This window comes from Pseudobutyrivibrio xylanivorans DSM 14809, assembly GCF_900141825.1.
GTDB lineage: Bacteria > Bacillota > Clostridia > Lachnospirales > Lachnospiraceae > Pseudobutyrivibrio > Pseudobutyrivibrio xylanivorans.
The window spans coordinates 328266-349034 of record NZ_FQYQ01000001.1 but is presented as its reverse complement, the minus strand read 5'-3'; the positions used below and the strand labels follow the sequence as shown (position 1 = coordinate 349034).

Annotated in this window: 16 protein-coding genes; 1 reads left to right on the top strand and 15 read right to left on the bottom strand. The window is 39.8% G+C overall.

Translation table 11 applies throughout. The annotated features are described in order from the left end of the window. Positions 1 to 39 precede the first annotated feature (39 nt). Genes BUA88_RS01560 through BUA88_RS01550 form a run of 3 tightly spaced genes read right to left on the bottom strand, consistent with a single transcriptional unit; the run spans position 40 to position 2621 of the window. On the bottom strand, positions 40 to 1659 hold the full coding sequence (locus tag BUA88_RS01560) for an ATP-binding protein (protein WP_072911508.1): 1620 nt from the start codon (positions 1657 to 1659) through the stop codon (positions 40 to 42). Between the two features lie 13 nt (positions 1660 to 1672). After that, the gene (locus BUA88_RS01555; protein WP_072911504.1) at positions 1673 to 1882 is read right to left on the bottom strand and encodes a hypothetical protein; all 210 of its coding nucleotides are present in this window, start codon (positions 1880 to 1882) and stop codon (positions 1673 to 1675) included. A 19-nt stretch (positions 1883 to 1901) separates the two neighbouring features. After that, complete coding sequence (locus BUA88_RS01550) at positions 1902 to 2621, bottom strand: LytR/AlgR family response regulator transcription factor (protein ID WP_072911499.1); 720 nt, start codon at positions 2619 to 2621, stop codon at positions 1902 to 1904. A gap of 408 nt (positions 2622 to 3029) precedes the next feature. On the opposite strand from BUA88_RS01550, the gene BUA88_RS01545 reads away from it, so the two are divergent. Beyond that, positions 3030 to 4388, top strand: coding sequence for an MATE family efflux transporter (locus tag BUA88_RS01545; RefSeq protein WP_072911495.1), 1359 nt, complete (start codon positions 3030 to 3032; stop codon positions 4386 to 4388). A gap of 49 nt (positions 4389 to 4437) precedes the next feature. Here the strand turns inward: BUA88_RS01545 and BUA88_RS01540 are convergent, their stop codons facing one another. From BUA88_RS01540 to BUA88_RS01480, 12 genes are all read right to left on the bottom strand, one after another. Beyond that, a complete protein-coding gene (locus BUA88_RS01540) occupies positions 4438 to 5367 on the bottom strand; it encodes a carbohydrate kinase family protein (RefSeq protein ID WP_072911491.1) in 930 nt (309 codons plus the stop codon). Continuing rightward, the gene (locus BUA88_RS01535; RefSeq protein ID WP_072911487.1) at positions 5367 to 6347 is read right to left on the bottom strand and encodes a LacI family DNA-binding transcriptional regulator; all 981 of its coding nucleotides are present in this window, start codon (positions 6345 to 6347) and stop codon (positions 5367 to 5369) included. Before BUA88_RS01535 ends, BUA88_RS01540 begins: the two co-directional genes overlap by 1 nt. Before the next feature lie 84 nt (positions 6348 to 6431). Then, positions 6432 to 7847 carry a sucrose phosphorylase gene (gene gtfA / locus BUA88_RS01530; protein WP_072911482.1) on the bottom strand — a complete coding sequence of 472 codons (1416 nt, stop codon included), beginning with the start codon at positions 7845 to 7847 and terminating at the stop codon, positions 6432 to 6434. A 77-nt stretch (positions 7848 to 7924) separates the two neighbouring features. Continuing rightward, on the bottom strand, positions 7925 to 8779 hold the full coding sequence (locus BUA88_RS01525; protein WP_072911478.1) for a carbohydrate ABC transporter permease: 855 nt from the start codon (positions 8777 to 8779) through the stop codon (positions 7925 to 7927). Continuing rightward, complete coding sequence (locus BUA88_RS01520) at positions 8779 to 9657, bottom strand: carbohydrate ABC transporter permease (protein WP_072911475.1); 879 nt, start codon at positions 9655 to 9657, stop codon at positions 8779 to 8781. The genes BUA88_RS01525 and BUA88_RS01520 overlap by 1 nt, the downstream gene beginning before the upstream one ends. A gap of 139 nt (positions 9658 to 9796) precedes the next feature. Then, complete coding sequence (locus tag BUA88_RS01515; RefSeq protein WP_072911472.1) at positions 9797 to 11089, bottom strand: ABC transporter substrate-binding protein; 1293 nt, start codon at positions 11087 to 11089, stop codon at positions 9797 to 9799. Between the two features lie 225 nt (positions 11090 to 11314). Beyond that, positions 11315 to 13675 carry a ferrous iron transport protein B gene (gene feoB / locus BUA88_RS01510; protein ID WP_072911469.1) on the bottom strand — a complete coding sequence of 787 codons (2361 nt, stop codon included), beginning with the start codon at positions 13673 to 13675 and terminating at the stop codon, positions 11315 to 11317. Positions 13676 to 14479: 804 nt separating this feature from the next. Further along, positions 14480 to 15412, bottom strand: coding sequence for a cysteine synthase A (cysK, locus tag BUA88_RS01500; protein ID WP_072911463.1), 933 nt, complete (start codon positions 15410 to 15412; stop codon positions 14480 to 14482). Positions 15413 to 15456: 44 nt separating this feature from the next. Next, on the bottom strand, positions 15457 to 16788 hold the full coding sequence (locus BUA88_RS01495; protein ID WP_072911459.1) for an O-acetylhomoserine aminocarboxypropyltransferase/cysteine synthase family protein: 1332 nt from the start codon (positions 16786 to 16788) through the stop codon (positions 15457 to 15459). 292 nt (positions 16789 to 17080) lie between these two features. Continuing rightward, positions 17081 to 19201: an anaerobic carbon-monoxide dehydrogenase catalytic subunit gene (gene cooS, locus BUA88_RS01490; protein WP_072911454.1), complete on the bottom strand. Its 2121-nt coding sequence runs from the start codon at positions 19199 to 19201 to the stop codon at positions 17081 to 17083. Positions 19202 to 19229: 28 nt separating this feature from the next. Beyond that, positions 19230 to 20003: an ABC transporter ATP-binding protein gene (locus BUA88_RS01485; RefSeq protein WP_072911450.1), complete on the bottom strand. Its 774-nt coding sequence runs from the start codon at positions 20001 to 20003 to the stop codon at positions 19230 to 19232. After that, complete coding sequence (locus BUA88_RS01480) at positions 20003 to 20764, bottom strand: ABC transporter permease (RefSeq protein WP_072911445.1); 762 nt, start codon at positions 20762 to 20764, stop codon at positions 20003 to 20005. The genes BUA88_RS01485 and BUA88_RS01480 overlap by 1 nt, the downstream gene beginning before the upstream one ends. Between the last annotated feature and the right edge of the window lie 5 nt (positions 20765 to 20769).

The window sequence follows — 20769 nt, the reverse complement described above, 5'->3', positions numbered from 1 at the left end:
CTCCTCAGCCTATAGCCTTTAAAATCCCCCAAAATTCCCCTAACCAATAATCATCCTTACTTTAAACTTATCATCTTCTGCAATATATCGAATCTCACTGTTAGTCTTTTGAACAAAATCAAGAACGCTTCGTGTTCCTATGCCATGTCCCACCTCTGTAGTGACAGGGTAGCCATCCTCATCAAGCTCCACCTTACCATCACAGGCATTTACAAGCTCAAACAAAAGCTGTTCCTTGAATTTGGCATTTACCTCAATAAAACGCTCTGCCTCTGGAAGCTTTTCGCAGGCATGAATTGCATTTTCCAGAAGATTGCTTATGGCAATAGCAAGCTGCATTTCATCCACCCCGGGATTATAAGGAATATTGGCAGCCACCTTTACATCAATATTATTTCTTTGGGCCACTGTGACATAGTGCATGATAGCAGCATTGATAGTGGCATTCTCACAGTATCGCACGCTGGCGCGAGGCTCGTGAGCCAGTCGTTCCTCAAGAAATTTTTTGGCCTCATCAACTTTTCCATCCTGAATCAAAGATAAAATCAATGCCTCAAAATGTCTCCTGTCATGACGCATAGTTCTGTCCTGACTGAGAATCTCTTCTGTAGCACTAAGGCGTTCCTTCATGCTATTGGCAGCCATTTCAAGTATGGCAGCATCAGATTTCAGCCTATACTCTCTCTGCTTTAAGACTGTGGTATCCACCAGAGCATATAGCTTTCCAATAGGTTCCCCCTCTGCAAAAAGATCCTTTTCCTCCGGTGAAAAATATCTGTCACCTATTGTTATGGTGTCATCTTTTACAATAGCCTCTTTTAATTTTTCCACAACACTCTCCGGATTGCTTGCAATCTCCGGGTAAAGTTCTTTGGCATGTTCATTGTAGTACTGGACCCTTTCCTCACAATCCACAGCAATAACGCCCTCAGATAATCTATCCACAATATACTCTCGGGCCATATCAATAATCCCCAGAAGGTTGTATCTAAATATGGCTATGAACATGGAAATGGTAACAGCCACATTGCCAATAATGGAAATATCAAAGAAATAAGTGAAGAAGAATAAATGTGCAATCTCACACACAAAAAGAACAGCCTCTGTAAGAAAGCCAGCAATGATAATAGTTGCTCTTCTTTTTGCAATTTTACCTTTATAGCTTCTTAAGCTTCTAAACATCCAGAAGAAGCTAATAAGCATAATAGCAGCCTGAAACTGCATAAATGACTGGTGAACTATGCCGCTTCTGTGCAACAGGACTGGAAAAAGTCCGTCTTTATCGAACCACATCTTTGAATAATAGAAAGTATGGTTCTGTAACGTAAATACGAATCCATAAACAACAACATTAATTATAATTATTACGCTTGGAATAAATCTTGGAATTTTAATATGACAAAATTCTACCGTGAACATGAAAAGAGAAAACATAATCCATATTCTGCCGGCATATGAAAATTTAAGGGCAGCTATATATTCATCTTCTGTTTTGGATAATAGCTGCAGGAGATAACCTATATTGTTTACAAGCATAACAATACAGTTAATAAACAGATATGCGTGAAGCCTGTTCTTCATGCTTCTAAAAACGATGAAGCCCTCGAAAAACATAGCGAATACGCTGGCCATGATTGCAGCTAAAAGAAAATTATGCATTTGTCATCTCCCCCTATTCGATAATCTTCTTTGGCCACATACATATTCCCACCTCTAATGCCCGCTCCTCTTTTAGATGGAAATCTGCATATTTACAGTACCAGCAGCCTTTGATTGATGGTATGGCATCCTCACGTGGTGTATACGCCGGACAAATATCTTCTGGCCACACACTTCCTTCTCTTTTCGGTACATCGTATTCGTTTGCTTTATTATCACCCATAGTAATTCCTCTTTAGTCGTTAAAATCTATAATTCATGTAGCTGTCTGCAACTTCGTTATATCTACTTTTTGATACTGGCACAGTCTCTTTATTCCTTAATGTAATGTCAGTCTTTGTAAGTTTATCAACTGCTGAGATATTAACGCTGATGGATTCATGACATCTGACAAAATCCTGTGTGGAATGATTCTCCTCCATATATTCTGAAAAGCCGATTCTAAGTGTGGGAGTGGAAACAATTTCTCCATTTGCCATATGATATGTTACTACGTGATTACGATAATCGATGTACATCACTTCATCTATTCTTAAGGTACAAAGGCCACCTTTTATTTTTATAGTGATAGACTTCTTGTCCTCATCCTGCACTCTCGACAATGCCAAATCCAAGGTTGAAAAAAGCTTTTCCTTATCAACTGGCTTTAAAATATAGTTAATTGGATTTACATCGAAGGATTCCAACGCATAAGAACTTTCAGATGTGGCAAAAATAATCTGCGCATCTGGCTGGTTCCATCTTAATTCTCTGGCCGCCTGAATACCTGTAACCATAGGCATAACAATATCAAGAAGATATACCTGTGGTCTGAAGCTTTCGCATTCCTGAATTAATGTATCTGGATGATCAAATACTCTGACCTCAGCCTGAGCACTTCTTTCATATAGATACTGATCAACGTATTCATGAAGTCTGTCTCTATCTAATTTATCATCATCACAAATTGCTATTCTTAGCATTTTGTACCCCCTTCAGATTCTACCTATTTTCATGATAATTCATTACAATAGAAAATCAACGTATATCTGAATAAGTGTAAAAATTATTACCAGGAATTGATTGATTGCTTCCATTTCATTCTCTCCTCTAAAACTCCCGTAGCACACAGCTAATTTTTTATTTTCATGATAAATTTATCACCAAATTTCCTGGAGCCTGTGCCTTACACTTATTAAGCCCGAATTTACACTGAAACATGTTTTTTTCACTATCATCATTTATTATTGAAAAATGCACTGATTATATATATGACACCAAAAGCAGTGTAAAATTATTTCGAATCAGTGATTATTAATTATAAAGTCCATTAAGCTGATAAATTATGTCCTGTCACAATTGATATAAGTACAAAGAAAGAGATTATGATTATGAAAGACTATATTAAGAAAATATTTGCTATTGCTGTCCCGATAATGCTTTCAAATCTGATATCGCAGCTTCAGATGTTAATTGATAAAGTATTCATTGGAAGCCTCTCAATCGAAAGCATGAGTGCTGTAGGAAATGCCTCCACGCCAATGTGGACCACAATGAGCATCATTTTTGCACTAACTACAGGTGCCACAATCCTAGTAAGTCAGTTATATGGTGCAAATGAGCTTGATAAAGCAACAGCAACACTGGCTTCAGTATTTAAATTTAATAATGGTATAGGAATTATTCTTTTCCTGTTCTGGTTTTTCACACCACAGGTGGCTTTCAACCTTATGGGCGTTGATGAGAGCATCATCAGTATGAGTATTGATTATGCTCACTACTTTGCTCTAATATTTATTCTCACTGGAATCGGTGCATCCATCAGCTGTATGCTGCAGGTAAGCCAGAAGACTCAGATTATGGTTTGGTATGGTGTTTCCAGATCATTGGCAAATGTAATACTGGATTATACTTTGATTTTTGGCCACTTTGGACTTCCTGCCATGGGTGTTAAGGGTGCAGCCATTGCCACAACATTAGCTGAATTACTGGGTGATTTAATCGTCCTTATCTATGTGTTGACAGCAAAAGACATTGCTATTAGACCAACCTATTCACAGATAATAAAAGCAAAGCTTCCGCTATACACTGCAACAATAAAGTTCGGTGCACCAGCAGCCTGTGAAGAGTTCGCATGGAATCTTGGACATTTATATCTTATAGCAATGCTCAACAAGATTTCTGTAGCAGCCGCTGGAATACATTCCATTGTTTTCAGCGTAGAGCTGATAGCAGTTGTTGTATCAGGTTCATTTGGTACTGCCACTCTTACACTTTCAGGATATGAAACAGGCAGAAAGAATGTAAAAGGTGTGTGGGATGTTGTAATGTGCTCCTCATATCTTGCCTGGGGATTTTCGATATTAAACCTTGTGATGTTCCTCCTATTCCCTCATCAGATATTAGGAATATTTACAAAAGACGCAGCAGTGCTTGCAGCAGCTCCACTATATCTTTTAATAGTAGGTGTAGATTTGTTCCCAAAGAGTGGAAATATTATTTTCGGTTCCGGAATCAAAGGCTATGGCGAGCCAGCATGGATGTTAAAGACTCAGCTCTTTGGAACCTTCTTTGTTATAACCATGAGCTCAATTCTGGTAATGGTATTTCATATGGGAATCTTACAAATCTTCGGGCTTGTTGTTATCGATGAAGTTCTACGATTTGTTCTGAACAGCTGGAAATTAAGAAAGATCAGAGGCGAAAATGAGGTTCTGGTGTTACAGAAAACTTTACAAGAAGAATACTAATACAAAAGAACCCTCCACAAATAGTGGAGGGTTCCTTATTTCTTTAATATTAAATTTCAGGCATTACCTTTAATGCACCCTTAACCTGAGTTACCTTTGCAGCTGTTGCATTTGCAATTGTAAGTAACTCTTTAATCTGGTCTGCTGAAAGCTCTATTCCATGACCTAATATGTAATGGAGTGCACAGCCCATAAATGTGTCGCCGGCACCAGTGGTGTCTACTACTGATTCCATCTTAACACCAGCTACTTTAACAAGCTCACCATCAGCCATTCCAATACTTCCGTCTGGTCCAAGTGTAACGAACACCTGCTTAGCTGATGACATTTCCTTTATCTTCTTATAACCTGCTTCCATATCTGAAAGGCCTGTCATAAATTCTACTTCGTTATCTGAAATCTTGAGAATATCGCAATTTTCCATTCCCCATCTGATTGCAGCTTTGGCATCCTCTAAATCTGCCCAAAGTGGCTCTCTAAGGTTTGGATCAAAAGAAACAAGAAGTCCTTTTTCCTTTGCAAAAGCTACAGCCTTCTTTGTTGCTTCCTTTGCACATTCTGATGTCATTGAAAGTGTTCCGAAATGGAAAATCTTTGAGTCCTCGATTAAGTCATATTTAACCTCAGACGCATTTAACATCATATCTGCACCTGGATTTCTGTAGAAGCTGAAATCTCTGTCTCCGTTAGGAAGCTTCTTGACAAAAGCAAGTGTAGTGCGAACCTCCTTATCAAAAACAACACCCTCTGTGTTTATTCCAATTTCCTCAATGGTATTTGTAAGAAGACGTCCAAACATGTCCTCTCCTACCTTACCAATAAAAGCAGTCTTATATCCATTCTTGTTTAATAATGAAAGTACATTACAAGGTGCTCCACCTGGGCAAGCCTCAAATGTATCATTACCCTGTGAACTCTGCTCACCTGGAGCCATGTCAATTAAAATCTCTCCTAATGCTATTACGTCAAATCTTTCCATTAAATTGTGCTCTCTCTTTCTATATAAGATACTGGAAGGAGTGTGCGCTTTGGCACAACCTTTCCCTCAGTTGCTGAAATAACAAGCTCCACTGCCATCTCCGCCATTTCTTTTATTGGCTGGTGTATAGTGGATATAGGTGGTGTAGTAAGACGTGATATCATTACATCATCAAAACCCACCAGCTTAATGTCTTCAGGAACTTTTCTACCTATTTTACCACAAACTTGAAGCACCTGCGCGGCAATTAAATCCGAACTGGCAAATACGCCATCAATATCAGAATCAAGCTTTAAAGCACTGTCTAAAAGTGAATGATAATCCAGGCTTTCGTACTGATCCTGACTGGTGACTATTTCCTTATATGAAATACCATTTTTTTCACAAACTTTTGCAAAACCTTTTACACGATCATCCGCAGGCATTGAATTATTAACAACACCTGAAATCATAAGAACATTCTTACATCCTGAATCAATAAGAGCCTGGGCTGCCAGCATTCCCCCCTGTTCATTGTCACACTCTACGGCTGCAGTTCCATTTTCTATAAAACGCTCTACGGTGACAAGCGGAATTTTGCTATCTGCAAATTCCGATACCTGTACACTGGAAGAAAATAATATAACACCTGCCACTCTATTACTTGTGCACATGTCTAAGTATTCCTTCTCCTTGTGTTTTGCCCCTTTTGAGTTGGCAAGGATTATTTTATATCCTTGTTTATTTGCTGCGTTTTCAATATTACTAATCATTTCCGAAAAGTAAGGATGTCTGATATGTGGGACTATAACCCCTATGGTTTTTGTAGACTTCTTGGATAAAGATCTTGCCACCTCATTTGGTTGATAGTTGAGCTCTTCCATGGCCGCATAAACCTTTGCTCTTGTCTCTTCGGAAATGTATCCTCTGTTATTTAATACTCTTGATACTGTAGTGACAGTCAATCCGCACTTTGCTGCCACGTCCTTTAATGTTGCCATTTTTCCCTCCAATTAAAGCTAATCTCCCTGTCCACATTCTACCATAAAAATCGGCAATACCACACTGAGCATTGCCGTTTTATTTTACGAATGTTCAATAGTGAACTTCTTAGTTTTTAAGTTAGCTTTAAGTCTTGCAAAAGCATCTCCCTTTTGTCTGAGAATAACAAGCTCTTCATCGCTGCAATCCTCTAAGATGAACTCTCCATCAAAAGCTGGATGCTCATTTCTAAACTTCATAAGCTCAAGTAATTTCTTAACCACTGGTCTTTCAACCTCGCGGTCGATTTCATCAAGCTTGTAGTAGTGACGATTAATATTTCTACCAACCTTTGTCTCCTCTAAAAGCTGAAGATCGTTCTTTCCTGCAAGAAGTCCAACATAATAAACCTGTGGAATACCTGGTGCAAAGAACTGAACTGCTCTTGCGAGAAGATAAGCATCGTCATCATCTCCAAGTGCTGAATAGTAGCTGCAGTTAACCTGATAAATATCAAGGTTGTTGTATGCTGCTGTGTTGTAAATCTTTTTAACATTAGCGCCGAATTTAAAGATGTCTTCCTTTGTACGCTCGATTTCCTCATCAGGAAGAAGATCCTTAACATCTACAACCCCGATTCCATCGTGTGTATCAAGTGTTGTAAACTGCTTTCTTGGACAAATCTCAAGCCAGTGTTTTAAGTACTGTGACTGTCCATAGTAAAGGCCGTTAATAAGAAGCATAGGAAGCGCAAAATCATATACATAGTAATCATGACTTTCAATCTTCTGCTGCATTGTATAGTGCTCGTGAATCTCTGGAAGAAGTGTTACACCGTAAGGCTCAACAATCTTAGCTGACTCATCCATAAGCTCCCATACTTCTGGCTCAATAAAGAAGCAAGAAGAACCTGCCTTCTTTGTAGCATATGCAAAAGCATCAAGTCTGATCATAGCAAGTCCATGCTTGCAAAGTGTCTCAAGATTATCCTTGATAAAATCCTTTGCAGTCTGAGACTTACAGTTGATATCAATCTGCTGCTCATCAAATGTACACCAAACCTTCTCAGTAGTGCCGTCTGCGAAATTCGCATCTACGTATGGAGCTCTTGGCTTTCTCTTGTAGATTGCATCTACTTCTTCCTCTGTTGGTTCGCCGTTCTCCCAGAAATCCTTGTAACGGATAAAAAGATCTTTGTACTTAGAATCATCCTTCTTTGCAAGGAAATCCTTATAGTATTCACTCTGTGCTGAAATATGGTTAATCATATAATCAGCCATAAGATAATAATCTTCTGCTAACTTTTCAATATCATCCCAATCACCAAAAGCTGGGTCTACTACGTGGTAATCCATTGGAGCAAAACCTCTGTCTCCTGATGATGGGAAGAATGGAAGAATGTGAATTCCACCAACTGCATCCTTAAAATGCTTGTTCATTACTGTTGTTAAATCTGAAAGGTTATCACCCATTGAATCTGCATAAGTGATAAGCATACATTTGTTTTCTAGCTTTTTCATTTTTTCAATCCTTTATTTTTTTTTAATAGGAAGGTGCACCATAAAAATGGTTTGCTCCATTGTTCCATCCTATCTGCTTATTTAACGGCACCTGCTGTAATACCCTCAACGATGTATCTCTGAAGGAATAAATACAGAAGTAAGATTGGAAGCATTGCTAAAAGAAGTGCAGCCATAATTAATCCTGTATCTGTTGAATAAGTACCGTAGAATACCTTTGTTGCGATAGGAATTGTGTAAAGCTCTTTACGTCCAAGTACAAGAGATGGAAGTAAGTAGTCATTCCAGAATGCCATTGCATCAATGATTGCTACTGTTGCAATTGTTGGCTTTAATATCGGAAATACGATTTGTGAGAAAATCTGCCATTTGTTACAGCCATCAATTGTTGCTGCCTCCTCAAGTGAGATAGGTACATTTGAGTGAATACTTCCGTGGAACATAAATGTTGCCATTGAAAGTGAGAAACCGATGTGCATAAAAATAAGTGTAATTCTGTGATTTAATATTCCAAATATTCCACCGTATAAAGAAACAAGAGGAACCATAAGTACCTGGAATGGAATTACCATTGATGCAATCATTGTTACGAATAAAATCTTGTTTGCTTTCCAATTATTTCTAACAATAAGGTATGCAGTCATTGATGAAAGAATGATTGTACCGATTGTTGAGAAAATTGTTATAAAAAGCGAATTTCCAAATGAGTTCCAGAAATTCATTTTCTTAATAGCATTAGGGAAATTCTCTAATGTGAATCCGTGCTTACCTATAAGAGCAAGTGGATTTGCAGTGATATCTGCCTTAACCTTAAATACATTTATGATTACCATTATGAAAGGGAAAATAAATGCTACAAATAATATCGCAAGTACGATAATCATAATGGCGTGTCTAATTTTTTTATTGCGTGCTGCTTTTTCGTTTTCCATTATGCCTGCACCTCCCCTTTCTTACCAACGTATACTTGAATTCCACCGATAATAGCGCAGATTACAAAGAGGATAAGTGCCTCTGCCTGACCTGTACCATAATTCTTGTTGATGAAAGCCTGGTTGTAAACGTGCATAGCTGCAAGTGCTGAGCTTCCGTATGGATCACCGTTTGTCAGTGAAAGGTTAACATCGTATACCATGAAGCATCTTGTGATTGTAAGGAATAAACACTGTACAAATGATGCTGTCATAAGTGGAATTGATATATGAATGATTGACTGTGTCCCCGTACAGCCATCAATTTTAGCCGCCTCAATAACATCTTCTGAAACACTCATAAAGCCTGCTACATAAATAAGCATCATATAGCCTGCATACTGCCAAACTGAAACAATGATAAGTGCTGCAATAGTACCTGTTTCTGTGGCAAGGAGTGACTTGGCATCTCCACTTGCAATAGAAGCTGAAAGTGAAACTAATGCCTTATTAAATACGAATTTCCAAACATAACCAAGTACGATACCACCGATAAGGTTTGGAACAAAGAAACCTGCTCTAAAGAAATTCTGGCCCTTAATACCGCTTGTTACCATGTAAGCGATAATGAAGGCCACTGCATTTACCAAAATAACAGCGATTGCTGAATAGATAAATGTACGTCCAAGAGATACCCAATACCCTGAATCTCCTAATGCATTAACATAATTATCAATGCCAACGAATGGCTTATTTCTAGAAACACCATCCCAACTTGTAAATGTAAGATAAAGACCATAAATAAAAGGAATGATTACCACGCTTGCAAAAATCACTGTAGATATTCCTGCAAAAAGTAAGTACTGCCTAAATTTATAACCCAGTGTATTCGTTTTCATAAACATCACCTTTCATAAAAATAGGGCCTCAGTTTTTCTTATCCAAGGCCCTTAAGTAAACAAGGTAGTTCGCACCATTTGAATATGCCTTCGGCATAGGTGCTCACAGCAAATGTTTTCCTTGCGAAAACAATTGCATTTAGTGAGCAATTGGTGTTGCTGTCTTGAAGTACTCTGTTACTTCCTTAGCAACCTCTGCTCTATCAATTGCCTCATCGAGGTACTTCTGCATAATCTCCTGACCTACTACTGTCATGTGATCATCTGGAAGGTAGTTGTAGTTTGGTACAAGGTTTCCAGCGTCAGCGTATGCCTTTACTGAAAGTGAAAGTGGATCAAGTGCTGAAGCATCAATGTTGTCGAATGCAGGAACTAAAGCGCACTTTTCTGTAAGGAAAGCATTTCCTTCAGCATCACTTACTAACCAGTTAAGGAAATCAAGAGCTGCCTGTCTCTGCTCATCGCTTGTAGCATCAGAGCTGTCTACGAAGATGTACTTAGAACCGCCACCAACAAGCTTAGCGTTTGTGCCATCTGTTGTGTTCTGTGGAACTGGCATCATACCAAGGTTCTCTGTGTAGTCGTACTGGTTGATTACTGACCAATCCCAGTTACCACCAAACATAAATGCAATGTCGCCCTGAGCAAACTTCATTGATGTTTCTTCACGGTCAGCGTTTGAAGCAGAACCCTTAGCGTAGTTGTACTTAACAAGTGTCTCAAATGTATCCATGATAGAGTTGAACTTCTCGTTTCCAGCAAGGTCCTCAGAACCTGCAAGAAGACCATTTACATATGCGTCTGGATCAGCCTGCTCCTCATAAATCATTGGGAACCAGTGAGCACCAAGTGACCAGTACTCTGAAAGAATACCAACTGGAGCTTCCATTCCACCAGCTACAAGCTCATCAAGAAGCTTCTGGAAGTCATCAAGTGTTGCTACTGATGAAGGATCAAAATCCTTACCTGTTACCTTCTTAATTGCATCTGCGTTGTAAAGAATACCTCTTGCCTCTACACAAACTGGGAAACCAGCAAGCTTATTGTTTACTGTGATACCGAGTGTTGTGTGGCTAGCCCAATCTTCATTTGAAAGATCATAAGCATAATCATCAGCAAGTGAGTAAATATCCTTTGCATCTACCATTGTAAGTGTGTATGGGTCGTTTGATGCATATCTTGTTGCTACCTGTGAAGCAACTGTTGTATCTGTATCAGCATTGTAGACCTCAACGTGTACACCTGTGTTTGCCTCGTACTCTTCTGCCATCTCTTCGAACTGAGTCTGAATCTCTGTCTTAGAGTTTAAGATTGTGATAGAAACGCCATCACCCTTTGCTGCCCCATCGCCTGAGCCTGAAGCTGAACCACATGCAACCATAGACAATCCCATAGCTGCTACCATAACTAATGAAACTAACTTTTTCTTCATTTTAAATTACCCCTCCTTCAAAAGGTCTGTTTGTTTTGATGATTGGATGATAGCACTGTGTGTTGTGGTATGTCAACCGGTTGACATATATCTTAAAGGTTTTCGTGAACGATTTGTGAATACCGCTATAAAACGAAAAAAGGATTTTGTTGAAAATACCAACAAAATCCCTTATTGCTATATGAAAACAAATATGTTATGCGTTTGACATATTCTTCTTTTCAATTAATTAAATCCAAGTGCAAGACCTATTGCTCTAACTATAAATGCTATGAGCCATGCTACTGCGCACTGGAAGATAACCATCTTAAGAGCAGCTCTGCGTCCAGCTTCTCTCTTTTCTGCAGCTATTGCAGCAACACAAGGTGTGTAAAGCAAGCAGAAAATCAGGAACACAAAAACTGTAAGAGGAGTAAGCTCTGCCTGTAAACCTTCTGCTCCACCATAAAGTACAGTAATCATTGAAACTACGCTTTCCTTTGCAAGGAAGCCTGAAATAAGTGATGTTACCATCTTCCAGTTTCCAAAGCCAAGTGGAATAAATATAGGAGCAAGAACTCCGGCCAAAGCTGCTAAAATACTTTCTTCTGATGATTCCACCATATGGAAGTAAAAGTTAAAGTTCTGCAGGAACCACACTGCAATTGTTCCTAGGAAAATTACTGTGAAAGCTCTTTGGATAAAGTCTTTAGCCTTATCCCACATAAGCATCAATACATTCTTAAGACCAGGTAATCTGTAGTTTGGAAGCTCCATTACAAAAGGAACTGCCTCACCCTTAAACATAGTATTCTTCGTACATAGCGCTACCACTACAGCCACCACTATTCCAATCACATAAAGCACTACCATAACAAGGGCCGCCTTATCTGGGAAGAATGCAGCTGCAAAGAATGCGTAAATCGGCATCTTTGCACTACAGCTCATAAATGGAATAAGAAGCTGTGTCATCTTTCTATCTCTGTCAGATGGCAATGTACGTGTAGACATAATGGCTGGCACTGAACATCCAAAACCAATTAGCATCGGAACGATACTTCGACCAGAAAGACCAATTCTTCTAAGAAGCTTATCCATAACAAAAGCTACACGTGCCATATATCCGCTGTCTTCAAGCATAGAAAGGAAGAAATATAAAACAACAATGATTGGCACAAAGCTAAGCACCGAACCAACACCTGTAAAAATAGCATCTATAATCAAGGAATGGATAGGTGCCGCAACATTGGCTGCTGTAAGCACATTGTCTACGGAATCGGTAATTGCACCTATAATCGTTTCAAGCACTCCCTGTAGGAATGCGCCTACCACGTTAAAGGTAAGATAAAACACAAGAGCCATAATTCCGATAAACGCTGGAATAGCTGTCCACTTACCAGTGAAGAACTTATCAAGATTTCTACTTCTGATATGCTCCTTACTCTCCTTAGGCTTGATAACTGTCTCTTCGCATATACGATTTATAAAAGTAAATCGCATATCCGCCATGGCAGCTGCTCTATCAAGACCTCTCTCCTTTTCCATCTGAAGGATAATCTTCTCTAAGGTATCAGCCTCATTATCATCTAGACCAAGAGCCTTTGTAACAAGTGAATCTCCCTCTAGAAGCTTTGTTGCAGCAAATCTAATAGGAATATCAGCCTTTTCTGCATGATCCTCAATCAAGCTCATAACACCATGGATAGCTCTATGAACTGCACCATTGTGATCTTCCTTGCCACAGAAATCATTACGCCCTGGCTTCTCATTATACTTTGCAATATGAATAGCATGGGAAACAAGCTCCGCTATACCTTCATTCTTAGATGCAGAAATTGGAACAACAGGAATCTGCAGTAAATCCTCCAGCTCATTAATAAGCACTGAGCCACCATTTCCTGCCATCTCATCCATCATATTAAGGGCGAGAATTGTAGGAATCTCCAGCTCTAAAAGCTGCATGGTAAGATACAGATTTCTCTCAATATTTGTAGCATCAACTATATTGATAATAGCCGATGGCTTTTCCTCTAATACGAAACGACGAGATACTACCTCCTCGCTGGTATATGGGCTCATAGAATAAATACCAGGAAGATCCACCACCTCAGTATTTGGATAGCCCTTTATTGAGCCACTCTTTCTATCTACTGTGACACCAGGGAAATTACCAACATGCTGATTTGCACCAGTAAGCTGATTGAAAAGTGTAGTCTTTCCACAGTTCTGATTTCCCACAAGTGCAAAAGTAAGCTTGCCAGTATTAACTTCCTTTGCCTTGTGCTCTACCTCATAATCATGAGTGAGCGTCTCTTCACCAAGTGCTGGATGGGGAATACTTTTTTCATGCTTCTTTTGATTCTTCTCCACCTCAGCTGTATTTCTTATATTCTCAATTTCTATTTGCTTAGCATCTGCCAGTCTGATGGTAAGCTCATATCCGGATATACGAAGCTCGATTGGATCTCCCATAGGAGCATACTTTATCATGGACACATCTGAACCAGGAATAATACCCATATCCAGAAAATGCTGACGCAGTGCACCGCTTCCACCAACCGACCTTACCGTGGCAGTCTTGCCTATTTCTAACGTACTTAAATTCAATATATTGACTCCTCTAATCTTAGTTAGTTTATAATCGCGTTCATTATATCATACTAACCACAGTTTGTTGTATACAATATACAATTTTGTTTGAATAATATGCTATATGCGGTTCCTTTAATATTGGTGCCGCTATTATTTTGCTCATAAAACATATAGAAATAGCCCACCATGTTACCGTGCCCTGCCCATTCTCCTGCCCAATCACAAAATGTTGATTTTCTATAAGCTGCGTGTCGCTTTCTTTATTGGTGGGTGTTCTTTCCATTCTTTGCACTTCTATTAAGAATGTGTGCTTAACACAGACATGAAATATATTTTATGAATTATTCTCCAAAATTTTTGTTGAAGGTTGCTGGATATTTGGAGTGAGCTTAGTAGAACTTAAAGAGATATTTGAATTGTAAGGGCAGCTGCCGCTAGGACGGCGGCAGCAGTGGTCACTTGAAACAGGACGTTGAATGTGCCACGGTGCCCTTACAAACAAATATCTCTTTTTAAGTTCTACTTAGCAAACGGAATATGGAAGCAACCTCAACAAATAACTTTGGAGAATATTTATAGACAAAAAACATGTCTGTGGAAAGCACAGCATTCTTTTCGAAGTGCAAAATCAATGAAAGGACACCCACTTAAAGCTCCACCAGCAGCTTAAAAAAATCTAACATTTTGCTCAAATGCTGCAGGAGAACTGGGCAGGGCACGGTAGCATGGTGGGCTATTTCTCAATACACTAAATTGAGCAAAATAATAGCGGCCCCCGCCTAAGCAAGGAACCGCATATAAGCATTATTCAACCAAAATTTATTCTGTGAAAAGTGGTGTTGAGTAGTATCTGTCGCCTGAGTCTGGGAGAAGAGCTACAATTGTTTTGCCCTTGTTCTCTGGCTTCTTAGCGTACTCGATTGCACCGTGAAGTGCTGCACCAGAAGAGATACCAACTGAGATACCTTCTTTCTTTGCAAGAAGCTTTGCTGCTGCAAATGCATCATCAGCCTCCGCTGTGAAGATTTCATCGTAAACTTCTGTGTTAAGTACATCAGGTACGAAACCTGCACCGATACCCTGAATCTTGTGAGCACCTGCATGGCCCTCAGAAAGAACTGGAGAATCCTTTGGCTCTAAAGCTACAACCTTTACGTTTGGATTTTGGCTCTTAAGGTACTCGCCAACACCTGTAACAGTTCCGCCTGTACCAACACCAGCGATGAATAGATCAACCTTTCCGTCTGTGTCTCTCCAAATCTCTGGACCTGTTGTCTCGCGGTGTGCTGCTGAGTTTGCTGGATTTACGAACTGTCCTGGGATAAAGCTTCCTTCGATTTCAGCTGCAAGCTCCTCTGCCTTTGCAATAGCACCCTTCATACCCTTAGCACCTTCTGTAAGTACGATTTCTGCACCGTATGCCTTAAGGATGTTTCTGCGCTCTACTGACATTGTCTCAGGCATTGTAAGGATTGCACGATAGCCCTTTGCTGCTGCAATAGCTGCAAGACCGATACCTGTATTTCCTGATGTAGGCTCAATGATAACTGAACCTTCCTTAAGCTGTCCCTTCTTCTCTGCATCCTCAATCATAGCAAGTGCTACTCTATCCTTTACAGAGCCTGCTGGATTGAAGTACTCAAGCTTAACTAATACTGTAGCCTCAAGACCAAGCTCCTTTTCAATGTTTGTAACCTCAACAAGTGGTGTGTTTCCGATAAGTTCTGATGCGCTTTTGTAAATGTTTGCCATAACATTAAACCTCCGATTTATTCTATATTGTATTCTAGTCTTTTTTATACTGCCTGGCTATTATTTTTTGAATCCGTATTTACGTTATTAATTCCGTCAATTGCTGCAAAGCCCTTTTCAAGATCCTCAATGATGTCATCAATGTGCTCTGTACCAATTGAAAGTCTGATTGTAGACTGTGTAATTCCCTGATCAAGCAACTCTTCCTCTGTAAGCTGTGAGTGAGTTGTTGTTGCTGGGTGAATTACTAAGCTCTTTACATCAGCTACATTTGCAAGGATTGAGAAAATCTGTAGATTGTCGATAAACTTAAATGCTGCTTCCTTGCCACCCTTGATTTCGAATGTGAAGATGCTTCCGCCATCCTTAGGGAAGTACTTCTTATATAACTCGTGGTCTGGATGATCCTCAAGCGATGGATGGTTAACCTTAGAAACCTTTGGATGATTCTTAAGGAACTCAACTACCTTTGTAGTATTCTCCGCATGTCTGTCGAGACGAAGTGGTAATGTCTCGATTCCCTGAAGAAGAAGGAATGCATTAAATGGTGAGATTGTAGCTCCTGTGTCGCGAAGAAGGATTGCTCTAATGTATGTTACGAATGCTGCAGGTGAAGTAACATCAGCAAATGAGATTCCGTGATAGCTAGGATTTGGATCTGCAATATTAGGGAACTTGCCGCTCTTCTTCCAATCATATGTGCCTGCTTCTACGATAACGCCACCAAGTGTTGTTCCGTGACCTCCGAAGAACTTTGTAGCTGAGTGAACTACGATGTCTGCGCCGTGCTCTATTGGACGTACCCAGTAAGATGCACCAAATGTGTTATCAACAACAAGTGGAAGGTCATGACGGTGAGCAATTTCTGCAAGTGCATCAATATCTGGAATATCTGAATTTGGATTGCCAAGTGTCTCGATGTAGATTGCCTTTGTGTCTTCCTGAATTGCATCCTCAACCTCTTTAAGGTTGTGAGCATCTACAAATGTAGCTGTAACACCGTACTGTGGAAGTGTGTGTGCAAGTAAGTTGTAACTTCCACCGTAGATTGTCTTCTGTGCTACGATATGTCCGCCGCCTGCTGCAAGTGCCTCGATTGTGTATGTGATAGCTGCTGCACCAGATGCAACTGCAAGAGCTGCTGTGCCACCTTCAAGAGCTGCTACTCTTTCTTCTAAAACACCTTGTGTAGAGTTTGTAAGTCTACCATAAATATTTCCTGCATCTGCAAGACCAAATCTGTCAGCTGCGTGCTGTGAATCTCTAAATACATAAGATGTTGTCTGGTAAATAGGTACTGCTCTTGCATCAGATGCTGGATCTGGATTTTCCTGACCTACGTGAAGTGCTAATGTTTCAAATCTATAGTTTGCCATAATTTAATCTCCTTTGCTTATCAATATTTTTAACAACAGTAATAACAATTTGAGCTTTGCATTCGGCCGTTTTTACAGTTGTGTCTTACAAAAGAAATTAAAAGTTGTTTCATTTGAGTTACCTACCCTTTCGATATGTTTTAATTGATGGGATTATAATAATTCACATTACCTACTAGGTCAATAGGTTTTAGTATGGCTAAAAATTATAACCGGTTATCAATTAACTTTATAGCAAACAAAAAATGAGCTTGGCGTTAACCATATACATTGTCAAAAATATTAAATTGAATTAATCCCAGCCCAAAGCCTTTCTCTTCTCCTTCATATCATTCACTATCTGCTTAGCAAGTTCCACTGGGTCTGTATTTACGTTCATTGTTGAGCCAAGCAAATCCTTTGTACCATACTTTAAGAACTCGATTACATTCTTTGAACCGTAGATTGGAGCCTCCACACAGTGGTATGAACTGATACCATTAAGCCTGAAGCCAAGTGCTGCATCAATCCCCTTCTCATTTCCCCACTCAGGTGATGAGAAAGCAAATGGCAGCTCGTAAAGATTCTTTCCAAGCTCTCCTGCAATTCCTGCAAAGATTCCTGTAGAACGGGTGTTATCGATACACTCTCCCACATGCCATACTGGTGGAAGATCTGGCTCTAAAAATTCCTTTAATGATTCTCCAGCCTTTTCCTTTCCAGAAACAGCGCAGTAGCCAAGCTTCATAAGTGGGAAGGATGCGCAGCCGTTAGTGATGATAAGAACGTTATTCTTAAGAAGCTCATCTGCCACATCAATAATGCACTTCTCGTAAAGTACCTTTGGATTGTTGCAACCAACCATATTTACAACACCAAGAATCTGCCCTGACTTAATAGCCTCTGCAAGAGGCTTCATGCTGCCAAATCTCTTATGGATATACTCTACTGAGAATCCTACCTCTGCCTCTACCTCATAAGGTGGAATATATACAGGGATGCCTTTTCTATCCTCAAAGCTTTCAATCGCACGTCTAACTATCTTTTCTGCAAGCTCCTTTGTCTGTCCAATGTTGCTGTGGTGATGGTCATATTCATATCTTTCTGCACCTGGAAGTCGCGCTGAATCACTTGTGGTAACCACAACAGTCTTAAAGCATTTTGCAACATCCATAATTGATGGGAATACATCCTGCACATCTGCTACCCAAAGATCAAGTGCGCCTGTTCCAAGTACAAGCTCTGCTGATACTGCATTTGAAAGAGGAATAACACCGCTGTCTCTGTACATGGCTGAAAGTCCTGAACAGCAAATACCGTAAAAACGAATTCCCTTTGCTCCCTTTTCCTTTGCGAGAGCCACCAAGTCCTCTCTCTTTCCAGCTGCCACAATTTGGCTAACAAGTGTTGGAAGATGTCCGTGAACAGCAATATTTACATAGCCCTTTTCAAGAGCTCCAATATTTACCTTTGATGTAACTCTGTCACCAACACCAAATAATGAGTCTGTTGCAAGGCTGGCACCTACTACACCTGAAAATGTAAAGGCAAGACCGCAACGTAAAAATTGCTGCATTACACTCTTCCAATCTCCGTCAGTAGCACAACCTGATTTATGATAAGCCTCAAATACTTCGTGATAAGCACTGATTGGAAGGATGTCTAATTCCTCCCACACCTTCTGACGCTCTGGAAGTGCACAGGCTCTGATGGTTTTGTAATCATCAGGAACTGTTCTAGATAAATCCTCTAAAAGAACATCCGCCAAATCCTTTGCTACATTTTTAAGCTGTCTGTTCTTTTCTCTGATTCCAAATGCCTTTGCTGTGCTTCTAATTTTCTGCTCACCTAGAAGTGGAATATCAAGCTCTCCTTCTGCAACCTTTTTAAGTGTAAGCATAACCTCACGGGCATGCATGCCATGCTGAGCTGCACCAGCTGCTGCTGAGCGAAGAAGATTTCTTGCAACAATCAAATCTGCATCTGCGCCGCACACACCTCGTTGCGCCTTAGCGGTAATACGACATGGGCCCATATTACAAATCTTACAGCAGGTACCACAGAGACCGAAGTTACACTGAGGCTTCTGGGCATCAAATCTGTCGAAGGCTGTATCGATTCCAAGCTGTTCCATTCGAAGAAGCATATCTCTTACTGCCGGGTCTGGAGTCTGGTCGATTACATCCTGCTTTGAAGGAAATGTCTTTCTGTATTCCTGTACGGCGTTCATATAATCTCTAGTAAAATCCTCCGGACTGCTTTCTCCGCCATGATCACTGGCTTTTAAAGTAACAGTAGGAATTCCATGTTCATCGAATCCTATAAGATTTCTGTGAGAGTGAATGTGCTCAAGGCCATGCTTACCATGAGAATGTGAATGACTGTGCTCATGGCTGTGACAGTGTTCTTCTGTAGCATTGTGTATGTGACTCATTTTGTTTCTCCCTTTACTTTCTTTTTTATTAAATCGTATATTCGATATTGTCTTCAATCTTCATATTTAGCAAATCAAAAATCTTATCTCTTACTAATAAGAAATCTCCGCTGGTTCTGTCTCTGAAATGATGAAGCGGAACTGTAATTACCCCCTTTACTTTGCCAGGATTAGGTGTCATTACAACAATTCTATCTGCCAAGTAAACCGCCTCTTCGATATCGTGAGTAACGAAGATAATAGTCTTCTTTTCATTTTTACAAATATCTAAAATATCATCCTGAAGCTTCATTCTTGTGATAGCATCAAGAGCTCCAAAGGGCTCATCCATGAAAATGATATCTGGCTCCACCGCAAGGGCTCTTGCTATTGCAACTCTTTGCTTCATGCCACCTGAAAGCTGTCGTGGGAAGCTGTTTGCAAAATCCTCAAGCTTCACAAGCTTAAGGTACTCTAAAGCCTTCTTTCTTCTTGTTTTCTTATCAATCCCTTGAGCTTCAAGACCAAGCTCTACATTTTTCACTACTGTGCGCCATGGTAAAAGCCCGTAGTTTTGAAAGATAGTAACATTCTTTGTACTAGGAGCTGTGACCTCTTTTCCGTCGATTTGGACACGTCCATGATTCGCCAGATCAAAACCTGCTATTGCATTAAGCAATGTACTTTTTCCGCATCCTGATGGTCCAAGTAAGCAGATAAACTCTCCCTTTTCTATATCAAGATTTACGTCTGATAAGGCTGTGAATTCTATGCCATTTTCCACAAAAGTCTTTCCAGCATTTTCAATATGAATGTATGACATTAGCTTTCACCTCCCCATGCTTTAAGAATTCTCTTTTCAGCAAGTCCAATTAAGAAATCAAGTAATAAACCTATCAAGCCAATCACCAATATTGTGGCAAGAAGAATATCTGCTCTGATGTTATTTCTGGCATCAATAATCTGATATCCTAGTCCAGACTGAGCACCTACCATTTCACCTGCTACAAGGAATATCCAGGCGCTTCCAAGCGCCAAATGTATCGCATTTGCGATTTGTGGAAACGCAGCAGGTAAAATCACCTTCCACATAAGTGCAGGCTGCTTGATTCCAAAATTATCAGATACCCTGAAATAGATGTCATCAATCTTTGAAACAGCAGATACTGTAGATAACAACACTGGGAAAAATGCTGCGATAAAAATAATGACAATTGCTGGCAGATCTCCAATACCAAAAAGGAGAACTACAAATGGCATCCATGCTGTTGGCGAAATTGGTCGAAGCAACTGCAAGGTTGGATTTACATAGTTAAATACCCTTGGCAGGCTTCCCAAAATCAATCCTAGAAACACTGCGATAACTACTGACAGTCCGTAACCAATTACAAATCTGTACATGCTGGCTCCGATTGATGCAATAAGTGTTCCATCAGCTATCATTTCCACCAAGGCCTGAAGTGCCATTAAAGGTGATGGAAACAGTGCCTCACTATAATCACTTATCGTAAATGCGAATTGCCATATCGCTATTAATATTAGTATTGAAACGATTACATATTTGAGAGAGATTAGTCTTTTCATGCTTC

Bases quoted from the DNA above. Each gene is read 5' to 3' on its own strand.
- BUA88_RS01560 (WP_072911508.1), bottom strand. From the start codon at position 1,659: ATGCATAATTTTCTTTTAGCTGCAATCATGGCCAGCGTATTCGCTATG.
- BUA88_RS01555 (WP_072911504.1), bottom strand. From the start codon at position 1,882: ATGGGTGATAATAAAGCAAACGAATACGATGTACCGAAAAGAGAAGGA.
- BUA88_RS01550 (WP_072911499.1), bottom strand. From the start codon at position 2,621: ATGCTAAGAATAGCAATTTGTGATGATGATAAATTAGATAGAGACAGA.
- BUA88_RS01545 (WP_072911495.1), top strand. From the start codon at position 3,030: ATGAAAGACTATATTAAGAAAATATTTGCTATTGCTGTCCCGATAATG.
- BUA88_RS01540 (WP_072911491.1), bottom strand. From the start codon at position 5,367: ATGGAAAGATTTGACGTAATAGCATTAGGAGAGATTTTAATTGACATG.
- BUA88_RS01535 (WP_072911487.1), bottom strand. From the start codon at position 6,347: ATGGCAACATTAAAGGACGTGGCAGCAAAGTGCGGATTGACTGTCACT.
- gtfA (WP_072911482.1), bottom strand. From the start codon at position 7,847: ATGAAAAAGCTAGAAAACAAATGTATGCTTATCACTTATGCAGATTCA.
- BUA88_RS01525 (WP_072911478.1), bottom strand. From the start codon at position 8,779: ATGGAAAACGAAAAAGCAGCACGCAATAAAAAAATTAGACACGCCATT.
- BUA88_RS01520 (WP_072911475.1), bottom strand. From the start codon at position 9,657: ATGAAAACGAATACACTGGGTTATAAATTTAGGCAGTACTTACTTTTT.
- BUA88_RS01515 (WP_072911472.1), bottom strand. From the start codon at position 11,089: ATGAAGAAAAAGTTAGTTTCATTAGTTATGGTAGCAGCTATGGGATTG.
- cysK (WP_072911463.1), bottom strand. From the start codon at position 15,412: ATGGCAAACATTTACAAAAGCGCATCAGAACTTATCGGAAACACACCA.
- BUA88_RS01495 (WP_072911459.1), bottom strand. From the start codon at position 16,788: ATGGCAAACTATAGATTTGAAACATTAGCACTTCACGTAGGTCAGGAA.
- cooS (WP_072911454.1), bottom strand. From the start codon at position 19,201: ATGAGTCACATACACAATGCTACAGAAGAACACTGTCACAGCCATGAG.
- BUA88_RS01485 (WP_072911450.1), bottom strand. From the start codon at position 20,003: ATGTCATACATTCATATTGAAAATGCTGGAAAGACTTTTGTGGAAAAT.
- BUA88_RS01480 (WP_072911445.1), bottom strand. From the start codon at position 20,764: ATGAAAAGACTAATCTCTCTCAAATATGTAATCGTTTCAATACTAATA.